The organism is Clostridium sp. HCS.1 (genome assembly GCF_047900555.1).
Taxonomy (GTDB): domain Bacteria; phylum Bacillota; class Clostridia; order Clostridiales; family Clostridiaceae; genus Clostridium.
In genome coordinates, this window is the sequence record NZ_CP170704.1 from 1065246 (window position 1) to 1078737 (window position 13492).

General features: G+C 25.9%; 15 protein-coding genes. 14 read left to right on the plus strand and 1 reads right to left on the minus strand.

What is annotated here, in order from left to right; all coding sequences use genetic code 11:
- Positions 1–188 precede the first annotated feature (188 nt).
- The 8 genes from ACFYH6_RS05045 to ACFYH6_RS05080 all read left to right on the plus strand — a co-directional run bounded on the left by ACFYH6_RS05045 (position 189) and on the right by ACFYH6_RS05080 (position 4607).
- Positions 189–557: a hypothetical protein gene (locus ACFYH6_RS05045; RefSeq protein ID WP_416179010.1), complete on the plus strand. Its 369-nt coding sequence runs from the start codon at positions 189–191 to the stop codon at positions 555–557.
- A gap of 181 nt (positions 558–738) precedes the next feature.
- A complete protein-coding gene (locus tag ACFYH6_RS05050; protein WP_316345186.1) occupies positions 739–1170 on the plus strand; it encodes a VOC family protein in 432 nt (143 codons plus the stop codon).
- A gap of 17 nt (positions 1171–1187) precedes the next feature.
- Positions 1188–1733, plus strand: coding sequence for a CDP-alcohol phosphatidyltransferase family protein (locus ACFYH6_RS05055; protein WP_416179009.1), 546 nt, complete (start codon positions 1188–1190; stop codon positions 1731–1733).
- Between the two features lie 10 nt (positions 1734–1743).
- The gene (locus ACFYH6_RS05060; RefSeq protein ID WP_416179008.1) at positions 1744–2265 is read left to right on the plus strand and encodes a hypothetical protein; all 522 of its coding nucleotides are present in this window, start codon (positions 1744–1746) and stop codon (positions 2263–2265) included.
- A gap of 23 nt (positions 2266–2288) precedes the next feature.
- Positions 2289–2921 carry a hypothetical protein gene (locus ACFYH6_RS05065; protein WP_416179007.1) on the plus strand — a complete coding sequence of 211 codons (633 nt, stop codon included), beginning with the start codon at positions 2289–2291 and terminating at the stop codon, positions 2919–2921.
- A gap of 25 nt (positions 2922–2946) precedes the next feature.
- Positions 2947–3510, plus strand: coding sequence for a histidine phosphatase family protein (locus tag ACFYH6_RS05070; protein WP_316345181.1), 564 nt, complete (start codon positions 2947–2949; stop codon positions 3508–3510).
- A gap of 172 nt (positions 3511–3682) precedes the next feature.
- Positions 3683–3835 carry a zinc-ribbon domain-containing protein gene (locus ACFYH6_RS05075; RefSeq protein ID WP_008680595.1) on the plus strand — a complete coding sequence of 51 codons (153 nt, stop codon included), beginning with the start codon at positions 3683–3685 and terminating at the stop codon, positions 3833–3835.
- Positions 3836–4454: 619 nt separating this feature from the next.
- Entirely contained in the window at positions 4455–4607 is a 153-nt protein-coding gene (locus ACFYH6_RS05080; protein WP_316345689.1) for a zinc-ribbon domain-containing protein, read from the plus strand.
- A gap of 114 nt (positions 4608–4721) precedes the next feature.
- Here the strand turns inward: ACFYH6_RS05080 and ACFYH6_RS05085 are convergent, their stop codons facing one another.
- Positions 4722–5249: a GNAT family N-acetyltransferase gene (locus tag ACFYH6_RS05085; RefSeq protein ID WP_416179006.1), complete on the minus strand. Its 528-nt coding sequence runs from the start codon at positions 5247–5249 to the stop codon at positions 4722–4724.
- A gap of 135 nt (positions 5250–5384) precedes the next feature.
- Between ACFYH6_RS05085 and ACFYH6_RS05090 the strand changes: the two genes are divergently transcribed.
- From ACFYH6_RS05090 to ACFYH6_RS05115, 6 genes are all read left to right on the plus strand, one after another.
- The gene (locus ACFYH6_RS05090) at positions 5385–8648 is read left to right on the plus strand and encodes an SNF2-related protein (protein ID WP_416179005.1); all 3264 of its coding nucleotides are present in this window, start codon (positions 5385–5387) and stop codon (positions 8646–8648) included.
- Positions 8649–8657: 9 nt separating this feature from the next.
- Positions 8658–9284, plus strand: a complete 627-nt coding sequence (locus tag ACFYH6_RS05095; RefSeq protein WP_416179004.1) for a DUF488 family protein — start codon at positions 8658–8660, stop codon at positions 9282–9284.
- Positions 9285–9303: 19 nt separating this feature from the next.
- The gene (locus ACFYH6_RS05100) at positions 9304–9852 is read left to right on the plus strand and encodes a 2'-5' RNA ligase family protein (protein ID WP_416179003.1); all 549 of its coding nucleotides are present in this window, start codon (positions 9304–9306) and stop codon (positions 9850–9852) included.
- Between the two features lie 393 nt (positions 9853–10245).
- A complete protein-coding gene (locus ACFYH6_RS05105; RefSeq protein ID WP_416179002.1) occupies positions 10246–11730 on the plus strand; it encodes a sodium-dependent transporter in 1485 nt (494 codons plus the stop codon).
- Positions 11731–11755: 25 nt separating this feature from the next.
- Positions 11756–11869, plus strand: a complete 114-nt coding sequence (locus ACFYH6_RS05110) for a MetS family NSS transporter small subunit (protein ID WP_316343873.1) — start codon at positions 11756–11758, stop codon at positions 11867–11869.
- Positions 11870–12325: 456 nt separating this feature from the next.
- Positions 12326–13243, plus strand: a complete 918-nt coding sequence (locus ACFYH6_RS05115) for a LacI family DNA-binding transcriptional regulator (protein WP_416179001.1) — start codon at positions 12326–12328, stop codon at positions 13241–13243.
- Positions 13244–13492 lie beyond the last annotated feature (249 nt).

Genomic DNA, 13492 nt, shown 5'->3' on the forward strand with positions numbered 1-13492 from the left:
ATACTACAAATATCAAGTTATAAGTGGTGTAATTTTATTGGCAACTACTATAATATTTGATATTATTCCTAGGTTAATATATTTAACTTAAGTCTTAAAAAATTGAGAAGAATGACTTGAAATTTTTTATAATTTAAGGTTAGCTTCAGAGAATATATAAAGTAGTTTTGAATTTACAAAGGAGTTTTATGGAAAGTTATTCACAACAAAAATTACAAGGTGCAATAAAAATTGTATCTTCAACTATAAATAACTGTGAAAAAATGCAACCTAAGTTTGCAGAAGGTACATCACAGCATTCACTTTTAAAGAATAGAATTAAAGCATTAAAAATTTCTAATTGCTTATTAGAAGCAGATAGAAATATAGATATATATAGCAATAATGATTTAGAAAAAGCATTGCCACCAGTAATTTCTATTATAAATAAAACAGAAAAAGCTAGAAGTAAATATAGAGAAGATAGTAATCAGTATAAGAGGTTAACGCCCCTTATAGAAGCAATGTATATTTCTAAAGTATTAATAGAAAAAGAAATTGAAGAAAGAAATTCATAAATTATTTAGAGGTGACTAGTTAATAGTCATCTCTTTTTATATAGATAATTAACGGCGTAACCATATATTGTAAACTGAGAAGCTGTTTGATATACTTATAATTATATTGATACATAAATTGGAAATAAGGTATATCGTTACTTATGAGGATTAAGAGGAATTTAATTGGGAGGGATTTAGTATGAATAAAATTACATGTATTTGCCTAGGGGTAAGGAATATGGAAGAATCCATTAAATTTTATAGAGATAAGCTTGGATTTCAAACTGATGAAAAGGAAAATAATCCAAGTGTAATATTTTTTAATACAACTGGAACTAAGTTTGAACTATTTCCTTTAGATTTATTAGCAAAAGATATTAGTGAAGAAAATACTCCTAAAATATCTAATGGTTTTGCTGGAATTACATTAGCTTATAATGTAGAAAAAAAGGAAGATGTAAATAAGATTATTGAATTAGCTAGGAAGGCTGGTGCAAAAATAGTTAAAGAGCCACAAGATGTATTTTGGGGTGGATATCATGGGTATTTTGCGGACTTAGATGGCTACTACTGGGAAGTTGCATGGGGACCAAACTTTAAATATGATGAAAATGGTTTACTTAAGTTTTAAAGAAAGTTGGTAATAAATTGATACCTAATTTCATAACATTAATTAGAATTATAGGAACAAGTTTATTAATATTTACAAAACCATTTTCAAGTATATTTTTCATACTATATTTAATTTGTGGATTAAGTGATGTTTTAGATGGGTATATTGCTAGAAAATTTAAATTATGTAGTAAGTTTGGAGCGATATTAGATAGTGTAGCTGATGCATTTTTCATTATGGTAACACTTATGAAAGTTTTACCAAGCTTAAGATTAGAATTATGGATGATTTTATGGATTATTTTTATTTTTATAATTAAAGTTTTGTCATTAATTATTGGATTTTCAAGGTTTAAAGAGATAACATTTTTACACACTTATGCAAATAAATTAGCAGGAATATTATTGTTTTTTACTCCATTAATATATAGATTAGTAGGGATGAATATATGTATTGCTATAGTATGTAGTGTATCAACTCTTGCTGCTTTAGAAGAAATCCTTATAAATATTATAGTTAAAAGTATTAATTTAAATATAAAAGGTATATTTATGATTACTAGAAGGAGTTATGAAAGATAAGGGGTGTTTTATGAGAAATAAATCAAGTATTGAATTTTATAATATGATTTTTCCAATATGGTTGATTTGGTTATTCCCACTTACATGGATTATAATTTTGCCAAGTAATTTTATAATAGATTCTTTAGTTCTTTTAATTACTTTAAAAGTGCTGAATATTAATGAAAAGAAAAATATATATAAGAAAACAATTTTGAAGGTTTGGGGATATGGATTTTTAGCAGATCTTATAGGCACAATAATAATGATTATTCCAGGAACAATTGAAAATTTTCTTTCAGGAGCTACTAAAGAATGGTGGTATAAAAATTTAACTATGCCAGTATCATATAGTCCATTTGATAACATTTATTCAGTTGCTTGGATATTATTTGCTACAATTATCACTTCATTTTTTATTTATTTATTTAATTATAAAAGTAGTTTTAAACAATTGACTATTGAAGAAAAATCAAAGAAAAAACTTGCAATTTCTTTAGCAATTTTCACAGCACCATATTTATTTTTCTTACCAACAATGTGGTTTTATTAATAATTGAATTAGAGGGGTATTTTATGAGGAGATTAAAAAAGGTATCTTTTATTAACATGATACTTATAATATCAGTATTATTAATATCATGTTCTTCAGAAGCTACAGAGAAAAAGCCAGTAATTTATTTGTACCCAACAAAAGAAGAGGTTATTGATGTAAATTTAGAATACAAAGGAGAACTTACAGTTACTTATCCTGAATATAAGGATGGCTGGAAGGTAAAAGCTAATCCAGATGGTACTTTAATAAATTTAGAGGATAATAAAGAATACTCATATTTATTTTGGGAAGGTATATCAGATTTAAGCTATGATGTATCAGAAGGTTTTGTTATAAAAAAAGAGGATACAGCTGATTTTCTACAAGAAAAGTTAGAATACATGGGATTAACTCCAAAGGAATACAATGAGTTTATAGTTTATTGGCTTCCTATTTTACAAGAAAATAAATATAATCTAATATCCTTTGCAGGAGAAGAATATAATGAGTACGCAAAGCTTAATATAACTCCTAAACCTGATTCAATTTTAAGAGTAATGATGGTTTATAAACCTTTGGACAAACCTATTGAAATTAAAGAGCAGAAGCTTGAACAATTTAATAGAGAAGGTTTTACAGTTGTTGAATGGGGTGGAGCAAGGGTAGATAAATAAATGAAATGAAAAGGGTGATGTAGATATGAATAAGGTTTACTTTGTAAGACATGCAAAGCCAGATTTTACTGTAGAAGATGATTTACTTAGGCCTCTTAGTGAAGAAGGAATTAATGCTAGTAAGAAAGTAACAAAATATTTAAATGATAAGAATATAACCAAAGTATATTCAAGCCCTTACAAAAGATCAGTTGATACTATAAAGAATTTTGCAGATGTAAATAATTTGAATATTGAATTAGTTGAAGATTTTAGAGAAAGAAAAGTATCTAATAGCTGGATAAAAGATTTTAATAGCTTTGCAGAAAAGCAATGGAAGGATTTTAATTATAGTCTTGAAGAGGGAGAAAATTTAAGAGAAGTTCAAGATAGAAATATAGAAGCATTACATAAGCTTCTTAATAAAAATCTTAATGAGAATATATTAATAGGAACCCATGGAACAGCCTTAAGTACAATAATTAATTATTATGATAATACTTTCAATTATAAAGATTTCAATATGATAAAAGATATTATGCCATTAATTGTAGTTATAAAATTTCAAGGACTTAATGCTAAAAGCATGGAATATATATATGAAATTTAATAATTTTCTGAAATGAAAATAAATTAAAAAAATACTTGCAATAAAAAAAATAATATGTTATATTTAATGAGTAGCAAAAAGCTAACAAAAAAATAGGTTTAATTTGGATAAGAATTTCTCATTAATTAGAGATTATTATCAATTTGAAATCTTTAATTTAGGAGGAATATTTATGTCAGATAAGACTATAACATGCAGAGATTGCGGAAGTGAATTCATATTTTCAGTAGGAGAACAAGAATTCTACAAGGAAAAAGGATTCGATAATGAGCCAACAAGATGTATATCTTGTAGAAGAGCTAAAAAAGAACAAAATAGAAGATAGTTTTGTTATATCAGGAGTTTTAAGTTTATCTTAAAACTCTTTTTTATTATTTAAAAATAAGTATAATAAATTGATGTACTTCAAGATACTATTAGTTAATATACTTTTAATTAAGATATTTTTAATTAAGATACTATTTAGTTAATATATTTAGTTAATATATTTAGTTAATATATTTTTATTAATTTATTTTATTAATAAATAAAAATGAAACTAATACAGAAAGAGGAAAATAAAGTGAAGCGACAAATATGTAGCTGACGGAAATTATATTTAATTTTAGATGTAGAATTATTATATATGTAATTTATTATAAATTGATAAAATATGTTGATTTTACATTGTAAGACAGCAGTAGAAAGGTTCTTAAGTAGCATCCTTTTAAAAAAGCTACTTTCCAAAATTTTATTTCCAGTTTTTTGGTCCCCTGGGGTATGAAGAATTGATAATTTTCTAAAATATAAATAAATTAAGAAAAAACTTGCAATTTAATAAATAATATGTTATATTAAGAGGGTAGCAAAAAGCTAACAAAAAAATAGATTTAATTTGGATAAGTAAGTTCTCGTTTATTAGAGATTATTATCAATTTGAAATCTTTAATTTAGGAGGAATATTTATGTCAGATAAGACTTTAACATGCAGAGATTGCGGAAGCGAATTTATATTTTCAGTAGGAGAACAAGAATTCTACAAGGAAAAAGGATTCGATAATGAACCAACAAGATGTTTAGCTTGTAGAAGAGCTAAAAAAGAACAAAATAGAAGATAGTTTTTGTTTATACAAGAGTTTTAAGTTAATCTTAAAACTCTTTTTTAATATATAAAAATATTTATTTCCAATTTTTTGGTCCCCTGGGGTGTTACCATAATGAGGCAACACCATCTATAGTACATATTCTAATTGGCAGTCACAAGGTTCATTTTCCACATGTTTTTCATTGTAAACTAAGGCTTCTTTGCACCCCATGGCTTTATAAAATTCTTGAGTTTCTACAGCAGAGTGAGATGAAATATATAATTTTTTTGCACCAGAATTTTTTGCCCATTTAGCAGCCATTTCAAATAAACTCTTTCCTATGCTACAGCCTCTCATATCATTTGATACATGAAGGCTAGATAAATCAAAATACTCCTTATTTTTATCTATAAATCCATATTCAACAGAGGCAAAGCCCTTTAATTTATTATTAAAAAAGGCACCATAAACTACTCCTTTTGTCTTTAATGTATTCTTAAGATACTTTACAAGAATCTTATATTCTTCCTGCCCCCAATCATCAATAAAAGAAATATCTTTAATTACCCATCTACCATTTTCTTTTCTCCAGCATTTCGTAACCTCTTGATAACGATGAAAGTTACTAAATAAATCTATATTTAATTCTTCATAGCTTAACTTTCTATAATCCATGTAATCACCTCAATATAATATTTTCAATAATATCATTATATATTATTGAATTATTATTTCCCAGTTTTTTGGTCCCCTGGGGTTATTTTAGGGGTTGTGGTATAATATTATGTGCTCTTATAAAGGAGGGATAATATGAATTTGAGAAATATGCTAAGCTCAGTATTAAAATTAGGATCTAGTATAGCTAAGAATAATGGTAAAAAATTATTAAAAGAAGGTTTTGTTAAGAAGATTATAAGTAAAAAAATAGATGATAGCTATCATATTTATGGAAGAGTTATAGATAGTAATATTGAATATAGTACACATATAAAATTTAACTTACAAGATGAAGTGAAATCTGTTAAGTGTACCTGTAATCAATTTGAGGAAAATAGTAGACAGATTAGAAATTATATATGTAGTCATATAACTGCAACTATGTATAAATTCTACTATGAAGCATCTAGTAAGCTAAAAAAACAAGAAAGTAATAATAGAAACAGTATTATTTCCAATACTCATCCTCATACTCATGCTAAACCTCATACTAATAATATTAATAACAATGATATTATTAGTAATGATATTAACAATAATGATACTAATACTTATAGTAATATTAACATTGATAGCAATATTTATAGCAATATTTATAGTGATAATAATATTAATAGCAATACAAATCCTAAGATTAAAGGTGGTACTAATAACAATAAAATCATTACTAATAGCAATAAAATTATTAATAATATAAATAAACCTTTAAACCTTGATATAAAAATAAAACAAGTTAAAGCTAATAATAAAAATGAATATTATCTTGAATTAAGAGCTGGAAAAGAAACAACTATAGCAGTTGAAGCATTAGGAAAATTTTTGTTTCATGAAGATAATAAATTTAAATATAAGGATTATTTAATTATAGATTTTTTAAGAGAAAAATTTAGTAAAGATAAAAGTAGAATAGTTAATGGAAGAAGCTTTAAGCTTTATGATAATGAGCTTAAGGATTTATTAAAATTAATAAATAGTAAAAAAGAAATAAACTTAAACTATGATTATATGAATTATACATCTTTAATTTATAAAGAGGATATTCCTTTAATTTTTACTATTAAGAAAAAAGCTGATGCTATAATAGTAAAACCTCAAAGGAAAAGCATAATCCCTTTAGATAGTAATAAAGATATATGGATATATGATAAGAAAATATATTTACCAACTGATAAACAATTGAAATATTATAAGAATCTTTATGAAAAGTTAAAGGAAAGAGATAGTTTACTTTATAAAGATACAGATGATAACTTAAAAAAGATATTATTTATCCTAGGAGAAGTATCAAAGGATATTATTATTGATGAAACCATAAAAGAGCAAATAAATAAGATTAATACACCAAGATTTTATATATCAAAGGAAGGCTCTAATATTTATTGTACTCTAAAAATAGACTATGTTAATAGCTTAGAGGGAATGAAAGATAATAAAGATATGGAAAAGCTTCAAATGGCTCTTGAGAGATATAGATTTATAAAAAAGGATGATAGATTCATATTTATAGGTGATGAAGAAGAAACTTACACCTTATTAAAAGAAGGAATAGAATTCTTAAATAAAATAGGAAGAGTAAGCTTATCTAAAGAGTTCAAAGATATGAATTTAATAGATTCCAATAGTATCTTTAGTTCTATAAAAGAAGAAAATGAAGGCTTTTATTTTGAATATAAGATAGAGGGATTAGAATATAGAGAAATTCCAGAGGTTTTAAATGAAATAAGAAAAGGTAGTAATTTCTATAGAACTAAGAAAAATAGCTTTCTAGATTTAAAGGATGAAAAAGTAATTGGATTTTTTAGAGGAATAGAGGAGTTAAATTTATTTAATAATGTGTATAAAGAAGAAATCTATGTGGATAAATTAAATTTGCTACATTTAGAAAATAATATAAAGAATAAAAAGCTTCCTTTTATTTCTGGAGAAGAAAAAATAAATATTTTATTAGAAAAGTTAAAAAATAAAGATAAGGAATATAGCCTTCCTGATAATTTAAATGCTAATCTTAGGGAATATCAAAAAATAGGCTATAACTGGCTAAGGACCATTGAAGATTTAGGTTTTGGCGGAATACTTGCAGATGATATGGGACTTGGTAAGACTATTCAAACTATAGCATTATTATTATCTATGGAAGGAAGGATAAGCTTAATTATTACACCTACTTCTGTTTTATATAATTGGAAAAATGAGTTTGAGAAATTTGCACCTACTTTAAAAATAGGAATTATTCATGGAAGTCTAAAGGAGAGAAGCAGAATTATAGACAGCTATAAGGACTATGATGTTTTACTAACAACCTATGGAACCTTAAGAAGAGATTTAGAATTATATGAAGATAAGAGCTTTGATTTTTGTATAATTGATGAAGGTCAAAATATTAAAAATAGAACTTCAAAGGTTTCAGAAGCTGTTAAATCTATAAAAGCAAATACTAAAATAGCTTTAACAGGAACTCCTATTGAAAATACTTTGCTAGAATTATGGTCAATTTTTGATTTTATAATGCCTATGTATTTATTTTCTGTGGAAAAGTTTAAAGATAAATTTATGAAGGGTAATGATGAAGATTTAAAGGAATTAAAGGAACTTATATCACCTTTTATTTTAAGAAGGCTGAAAGAAGAAGTATTAGATGAATTACCAGAAAAGATAGAAAAGGAATATATAATTCCAATGGCAAGTAAGCAAAGACAAGTTTATAATTCTTATATGAAGGAAGTTAAAAAGAAGTTAAAAGAAAATAAGGATAATAAGATATTAATATTTTCTTTCCTTACAAAGCTACGTCAATTATGCTTAGATCCATCCCTTTTAATAGATGATTTTAAAGAAGAAAGTTCTAAAATAAAGGCCATTGAAGAAATTGTAGAGGAAGCTTTAGAAGCTAATAAGAAAATAATTATATTTTCACAATTTACATCAGCATTAAATAAAATAGGAAATAAGCTAAAAACTAATAATATAGAATATCTTTATTTAGATGGTAGCATTAAAGCCAAGGAAAGATTAACATTAGCAGAAGAATTTAATGAAGGAAGTACAAATATATTTTTAATTTCTTTAAAGGCAGGAGGAGTAGGTCTTAATTTAACCTCTGCAAATATAGTTGTACACTTTGATCCATGGTGGAATCCAGCTGTAGAGGACCAGGCCACAGATAGAGCATATAGAATAGGTCAAAAAAATATAGTAGAAGTTATAAAGTTAATTTCTAAGGATACCATAGAAGAAAAAATTATTAGGCTACAAGAAGAAAAGAAGGAATTAATAAGTAAGGTAATTGACGGAAATATGTTAACAGGAGATAAATTAAATTCAATTACAGAGGAGGAATTACTAAATCTTTTTAGTTAGTAAATAAATATGGATATATATACAATAGGTCATTCAAATTATACAATGGAAAAATTAATACAGATGTTAAGATATTTTAATATTAATACTGTTGTAGATATTAGAGGAACTCCTTATTCTAAATATAATGTTCAATTTGATAAGGAAAGAATAAAGTACACCTTAACAAAGGCAGGTTTTATATATATTTATATGGCTAAGGAGTTAGCAGCCAAAAGAGAAAATAAGGTTTCATATAATAGTGAGGGATATTCTGATTTTGAGAAAGTAGTACAAGAAGAAGATTTCTTAAGGGGAATAGAGAGACTTAAGGATGGTTGCAATAAAGGATATAGAATTGCTTTACTTGGAGCTATGCAAGACCCTATAAGGTGTCATAGAAGTATTTTAGTTGGTAGAGCTTTAAAGGAATCAGGCTTTAATGTAATGCATATTTTAGATGATTTAAGTATAAAGGATCAAAGTTATATAGATGAAAGACTTTTAGATAAATATTTTCCAGATAGAGGACAATTAACAATAGATGCTTTATTAGGAAATGAAAAATCCAGAGAAGAAATGATAGATGAAGGTTATAGAATGGCAAATAAGGAAATAGGATATAGAATAGAAAATTTATCTATCAAGAAAGAGTAGTACTAAAGGGGGATGCACTTTGAGATATGTAATAGTATGTGTAGTAAAAGGAGAAGCAGGGAGGTTTAATAATGAGCTGAGGAGAGATATTTTTAAAAAGTTTAATGCTAAGTCATCTAAACTTCCAGCTCATTTCACTATAAAAGCTCCCTTTGACTATGAAGGAAGCATAAAGAATTTAGAAGAAGCATTATATAAATTTTGTAATGAAGAAGACAAGGCTCCTTTTACCATGGATAAATATAATCACTTTGATGACAGAGTAATTTATATGGATGTTAATATGTCTAAGGAGGGAAAAGACCTTCATGACAGACTAATAGATGTATTAGATAAATTTGATTATATTAACTTTAATAAAAAAGATGGAAAAGATAAGGTTTTTCATGTAACATTAACTTCAAAAAAAGTTCCACCTATTTTTAATGAACTTTGGAATTACGTTAATCAATATTCCTTTAATTTTAATTGTTTCTTTGATAATATAAGTATTTTCAAGTGGGAAGATAAGACGTGGAAGCTTTATAGGGAATTTAAGATAGAAAAGAAAATAATAGAATCTATTTAAGTAGCCTCTAATTAAAAATTTAGAATGTAAAATTAGGACTTAGTTAAGTGACTTTTTCAAAATTCCTAAAAATATATATTTTTATAAACTCCTCTAGGAGTTTATTTTTTTACATTTAATTATTAATTTTATATTATGAGGAAGCATCTTTTATTTTATAGTAAAATTTATCTGTGAAATAACTTTAAATATTTAATAAGTTCTGTAGGATGATATGTTAATATTTTAATTTTATAAAATTAATATATTAAGAAAAACTTTATCTTGTAAATAAAAAGCAAAAAATATTAGCAAAGTTATAACATTTTATTAATATAATATTGATTTTGTTAACATTTTGATATAATATATATAATTAATAAGCAAAAGTATAAATAAATAGGGGGCATAATAATGGAAGAAAAAAGAGAGCAATGGGGTTCTAAAATTGGGTTTATAATAGCTGCAGTAGGATCAGCAGTAGGTCTTGGGAACATATGGAGATTTCCTTATATAGCTTATTCTAATGGAGGTGGAGCATTTTTAATACCATATTTCTTTGCTATTTTTACAGCAGGAATACCATTATTAATATTAGAATATGGATTAGGACATAAATTTAAAGGCTCAACACCACTAGCTATAAGGAAGCTAAAAAGAAAGTGGGAATGGCTTGGATGGTGGCCAACAATAAATGCTTTTATAATATTAACATATTATTCAATGATTTTAAGTTGGACAGTAAATTACTTAGGCTTTAGTTTTAAAAAGTCATGGGGAGCTGATAGCAATGCATTTTTCAATGCTGATTTTTTAAAGCTTACATCATCACCTTTTGAGTTTGGAGGTTATATTTTACCTATATTTATAGGAATTATAGCAGTTTGGCTTATTAATTGGTTAATATGCTATAAAGGAATTAAAGGTGGAATTGAAAAGGCAAATAAATTTCTTTTACCTACTCTTGTAGTAATAATGATAATAATTGCAATTAGAGCAGTGAATTTAGAAGGAGCATCAATGGGTCTAAATACTTTATTTACACCAGATTGGTCTAAGGTTATGGATCCAAAGGTTTGGATAGCTGCATATGGACAAGTATTCTTCTCCTTAAGTCTAGCAATGGGAATTATGATGACTTATTCAAGTTACTTACCTGAAAAAACTGATATTAATAATAGTGCTTTTATGACTGCCTTTGCAAATTGTGGATTTGAATTTTTAGCAGCTATAGCTGTATTTTCAATATTAGGTTTTATGGCTAATTATCAAGGTGTTCCTATGAGTGAAGTAGTTTCAAATGGAGTTGGACTTGCTTTTGTAGCCTTCCCAGCTGTATTTAATGAAATGGGTGTATTAGGAAATATATTAGGAGTATTATTCTTCCTTTGTTTACTATTTGCTGGATTAACTTCTTCAGTTTCATTAATAGAAGCAGTTTCAGCGCCATTTATAGATAAGTTTGGATGGGCTAGAAATAAGGTAGTTACAGTTATTTGCATTATAGGAATTTCAACAGGGCTTATTTATGCTTCGGGAGCAGGATTATATTTCTTAGATATAATAGACAACTTTATAAATAATTATGGAATAGTAGTTGTTGGATTATTAGAGGTATTCTTAATAGGATGGATTTCTAATCCTGATGTTGTTAGAGAACATACCAACGAGATTTCTTACTTTAGAATAGGTAAGTGGTGGAATGTATGCGTTAAGTTTGTAACACCTGCTATATTAATATTTATGTTAGTTCAAAGCTTGATAACAGAAATTAAAACACCATATGGTGGTTATCCACTTTCAGCACTATTTGCTTATGGATGGAGCATAATTGGATTTGGAATAATCCTATCATTAATAATTAGTAAAAGAAAATGGAAAAATAATTTATTAGATTAAAAGAGTAAAATAAGGGGGAATTAAAATGACTGGAGTTGCATTTGGATTTTTTCTATTAGGTGCAGTTGTATTATGGGGCGGATTAGTATTAACACTAGGAATTACAATGTACAATGAAAGAAAAGAAAAAGTTGGTTAATATTGGATTATAGAAAGGGAACAAATTAAAATAATTTGATCCCTTCTTTTTTAAAATTATTAATGTTTACATAATTACTATTTATTCATTTATATTAGCTTCTTTAAGAGATATTTTTATAAGAAAATTTTCATCATGTCTTTCTAAAACACTTTTTAAATACTCTTTATCTTCATTTATTCCTAGATTAATGCTAGAAAAGATATCACCTTTAGCAGCTTGAAGAATATAGACCTCACTATCTAAGGTTAAGGGTACCTTTTTATCTAAGAAACATATTAAAAAGTTTAAATTTAATATATGTAACTACTATTAAAGTTTAATTTCTGTAAGTTTCTTTTTTTACTAAAAGTACTAATTAATTTATGGGATTTCATTGAATATGCATAAATTGACAGTAAATATTGCTGATGCTATACTTAAAGCCAAAATAAGAACATATATGGGGTGGGTAATATGTCTACAAAAAGAGTAACAATGAAAGATATTGCTAGAGAAGCTGGAGTTTCAACAGCTACTGTTTCATATGTATTAAATTATTCTAAAAAAGAAAATATAAGCCACGAAACAAGAATGCGTATTTTTGAAGTAGCCAATAAACTAAATTATATTCCTAACATGAACGCAAAGTCCTTAGCAAGTAAAAGAAGCTATATGGTTGGGATAATAATTAATATGGAAGTTAAGAACAAAAAGAGTAAGATATATCAATATTATGATTTATCAAGGGAAATTCAACGAAAGTTAAATGCTCTAGGTTATGACATATTACTACTTACAACTAAGGAAATGGAAAAAGATGTAACAATTGGGCAAAAGAGGTCCCTTGAGGCAGTATTTATTGTTGATTTAGATGAGGAAAGATTTAAAGAAATTGCTAGCAAATTTTTTGTGCCTGCAATATTTATAGAAGGATATATAGAAGATGATATATTTTGTAAAATTATAACAGATTACAATTCTGTATTAGATAAGGCAGAAAAAATTCTAGGTAAGGACTTCTATGTAGTTATGGAGGATTATTCAAGCAAAAGAGCTTTAGAAGATATATCTAAGAGAATAACTATGGAAGATATATTTATTAATAGATATGATAGTGATTTAAAGGAATTCATAAATAATCATAAAGATAAAAAAGCTTTAGTAATAGGTGAAGTGCTTGGAATGCAAGTGGAAAAATATATAGATAATAAAAATATCTGTGTAGTAGTAAATTCAGAAAGAGATCTTATGTTACTAGAAGATACTAAAAAAATTATTGTTAGTAATAGAGAAAAAGCTGAAAAAGCAGTTGAGGTTATGGAAAAGCTACTAAGACTTGATAATCATGGAGATATTAATAATGTTTCATATATAAAGCCTATAGAAAAATGAATAAAATTATTAAGTAAAATTGTGCAAATATACAAAAGTACAATTTTTCTTTTTTTATATGTATAAAAATTTAAGTAATTAACAAAAAGATAAAAGCCTTAGGAAAGGTATGTAAATTCTAATAGTTAATCTTTTTACTTTTAGTTAAGAAAATAAATTAAGTAGTTTTTATAAAAAGTTAGCAAATATAAAATTGTTTAATATTCTAAATTTCAAAATGTGCATATAAAATCGTTGATATTAAATTAT

Coding starts and splice junctions, on each gene's coding strand:
- ACFYH6_RS05045 (WP_416179010.1), top strand. CDS start 189: ATGGAAAGTTATTCACAACAAAAATTACAAGGTGCAATAAAAATTGTA.
- ACFYH6_RS05050 (WP_316345186.1), top strand. CDS start 739: ATGAATAAAATTACATGTATTTGCCTAGGGGTAAGGAATATGGAAGAA.
- ACFYH6_RS05060 (WP_416179008.1), top strand. CDS start 1,744: ATGAGAAATAAATCAAGTATTGAATTTTATAATATGATTTTTCCAATA.
- ACFYH6_RS05065 (WP_416179007.1), top strand. CDS start 2,289: ATGAGGAGATTAAAAAAGGTATCTTTTATTAACATGATACTTATAATA.
- ACFYH6_RS05070 (WP_316345181.1), top strand. CDS start 2,947: ATGAATAAGGTTTACTTTGTAAGACATGCAAAGCCAGATTTTACTGTA.
- ACFYH6_RS05075 (WP_008680595.1), top strand. CDS start 3,683: ATGTCAGATAAGACTATAACATGCAGAGATTGCGGAAGTGAATTCATA.
- ACFYH6_RS05080 (WP_316345689.1), top strand. CDS start 4,455: ATGTCAGATAAGACTTTAACATGCAGAGATTGCGGAAGCGAATTTATA.
- ACFYH6_RS05085 (WP_416179006.1), bottom strand. CDS start 5,249: ATGGATTATAGAAAGTTAAGCTATGAAGAATTAAATATAGATTTATTT.
- ACFYH6_RS05090 (WP_416179005.1), top strand. CDS start 5,385: ATGAATTTGAGAAATATGCTAAGCTCAGTATTAAAATTAGGATCTAGT.
- ACFYH6_RS05095 (WP_416179004.1), top strand. CDS start 8,658: ATGGATATATATACAATAGGTCATTCAAATTATACAATGGAAAAATTA.
- ACFYH6_RS05105 (WP_416179002.1), top strand. CDS start 10,246: ATGGAAGAAAAAAGAGAGCAATGGGGTTCTAAAATTGGGTTTATAATA.
- ACFYH6_RS05110 (WP_316343873.1), top strand. CDS start 11,756: ATGACTGGAGTTGCATTTGGATTTTTTCTATTAGGTGCAGTTGTATTA.
- ACFYH6_RS05115 (WP_416179001.1), top strand. CDS start 12,326: ATGTCTACAAAAAGAGTAACAATGAAAGATATTGCTAGAGAAGCTGGA.